Source organism: Endozoicomonas arenosclerae, assembly GCF_001562015.1.
In the GTDB taxonomy this organism is placed as follows: Bacteria; Pseudomonadota; Gammaproteobacteria; order Pseudomonadales; family Endozoicomonadaceae; genus Endozoicomonas_A; species Endozoicomonas_A arenosclerae.
This window is the reverse complement of the sequence record NZ_LASA01000235.1, coordinates 1-2,289: the sequence shown is the minus strand read 5'-3', so window position 1 is coordinate 2,289 and position 2,289 is coordinate 1. Positions and strand designations below refer to the sequence as shown.

Annotated in this window: 2 protein-coding genes; both read left to right on the top strand. The window is 45.2% G+C overall.

What is annotated here, in order from left to right:
* Positions 1-326 precede the first annotated feature (326 nt).
* Entirely contained in the window at positions 327-1,208 is an 882-nt protein-coding gene (locus WG89_RS28140) for a hypothetical protein (RefSeq protein WP_062271053.1), read from the top strand.
* An 89-nt stretch (positions 1,209-1,297) separates the two neighbouring features.
* Entirely contained in the window at positions 1,298-2,200 is a 903-nt protein-coding gene (gene xerD, locus WG89_RS28135) for a site-specific tyrosine recombinase XerD (RefSeq protein WP_216638582.1), read from the top strand.
* Positions 2,201-2,289 lie beyond the last annotated feature (89 nt).

Below are 2,289 nucleotides of genomic sequence, written 5' to 3'. Positions count from 1 at the left end.
CCATCAGATATTACCAGACAATATTTCCATACAAACAACGACTGAACTAATTTACTCCCGAGTGTCTAACGACACGATCATAAGTTTGTTTCTAATAGAGAAAAGGTTTTTGAATATACACAATGTGAAAATATTTTTATATTTTTTAACTAAAAACTGCTTTCTATCGTTAGCGAGTGGTTTTTTGCATTTAAAAGCGAATATGAAACATGTTTTTATAAATATTCTATCCAGCCTGTATCTCTGATTATTTATTTTAAATAAAAGACTGAATACCTGAACGGGTAGTCATTGTTCATCAACATCTAAAAACGAGTAACATGATTATGTCCTGGAAGAAAAAGCCTCTTTACGCAATAGTTCCTTTACTATGCACAACTGCTCTTGTCAGCTCTGTCAATGCAGAAGATCTGGCAGACGGGTTTGGTGAACTACCCACTTATTCTAGTGTTGATACCCCAAAACATGTTGCTAAATCCTTTAAGGATTACACAAAAGTTCACTATGCCAGCCAGATCCGCAATGGTGTAACTACAGGACAGCAGATTTGTATTTACTCACAAATGAAAACCATTGCCAGACTCAGTACACCTGGCGATAGCTCCGATAACGTTTCTCCGGAAATTTCCGTCCAGTTACTTCATGACGACACCACCAAACAGACCTATCCTCAAATACCCAGAGATGGCACTGATGATCTGTTTTATGGACAGTTTGTAGCGATGGATTTCACCACTTACCTGAATTCCAGGGGTGCACTGGAAGCCAAATCTGTAGCAGAAAATGATCCAAGTCTGTTGTTTAAGGATCCCAAAGAGTTCTACTCCAAGAAAGCCATGTTCATGGTGTGCGGTATTCTCATGTCCTGGACCGACCTGACCGACCAGAACGTCAAGAAATACACCAACCAGACTCTTCCAAAAGGTGTAGAACAGGGCCCTTCGTTACCCAACCTTTCTGTTGAGCACTTCCATGAGCTTAATTCCGCAGAGTTAGCCCAGGCTTATGTGAATTCACAAAATTCGCATGTTGATGACTCTGCTGATGGCTGGACAACACCCGATCGTTATAAGCGGGGTAATTTCTACAGCCTTGAAGATAGAGAAAGAGCCTACGGATACGGTCGCAACTTTAACGAAACTCGATTGCATGAGCTTGGTATTTTTAACAAGGTACCGGATGAGCCTGCTCCTGCTCAAAACCCTTAATCCAGTTTGCCATGGATGGCGGACTCCCGCTTTCTTTACGACTCTCTCATATACCGTAATAATAAGGCTTCATGCGACCTGAACAGTAGATGATGCTCAATAACAATCACCTGAATCTTTTTCTAAACCACCTCTGGCTGGAAAAAGGACTCAGCGAAAATACCCGATCAGCCTATAAAAGAGATATAGAGCACTTCTCAGGCTGGCTGACATCCAGTAATTCCAGTATTACAGACCCCGACCAGCCATCCACCCAAGACCTTTCCGATTACCTTGCCTGGAGACACGAGCAAAACTTTAAACCCAGCTCCACCGCCAGAGCGCTCTCCAGCCTCAGGGGTTATTTTCGTTATCAGCTGAGAGAAGGCAAGATAGAGCACGACATCACCCAGAATATTGAAATGCCCAGACAGGGCCGCCCTCTCCCCAAGTCCCTGACTGAAACCGATGTAGAAAACCTTCTTGCAGCCCCGGACCTGGACACCGAGCTGGGCATAAGGGATCGCTGCATGCTTGAGTTACTGTATGCCTGTGGGCTTAGGGTTTCTGAACTGGTCACTCTCAGTCTGGACCGCATCAACCTCAGGCAAGGCATTGTTCGCATCGAAGGCAAAGGCAACAAGGAAAGACTGGTCCCTATGGGGGAAGAGGCTCTGAACTGGCTTCAGCGTTACCTGCATGAAAGCAGACCCCTTTTGATCAATGATTCAGAAAATCGAGTTCTTTTCCCGGGTCGAAACGGCAACCCCATGACCCGACAGACCTTCTGGCACAGGATCAAACAGCATGCCGTCACCGCAAATATTCAAAGCAATGTTTCTCCCCACGTACTTCGCCACGCCTTCGCCACTCACCTGTTAAATCACGGTGCAGACCTTCGTGTCGTTCAGCTTCTCCTGGGGCACAGCGACCTGTCGACCACCCAGATATACACTCACATTGCCCAACAACGACTCAGCGACCTTCATGAGTCACACCACCCCAGAGGCTGAATTCAACTTCAGCCCTCCTTGATTCAAAAACTGCGCAAGTTATAAGCTTGCCTAATAAGCGTCATCAATTAATACACAGCCATTAGTTT

What these genes read in the sequence shown, in the direction of transcription:
- xerD (WP_216638582.1), top strand. Translation starts at nt 1,298, where the DNA reads ATGATGCTCAATAACAATCACCTGAATCTTTTTCTAAACCACCTCTGG.
- WG89_RS28140 (WP_062271053.1), top strand. Translation starts at nt 327, where the DNA reads ATGTCCTGGAAGAAAAAGCCTCTTTACGCAATAGTTCCTTTACTATGC.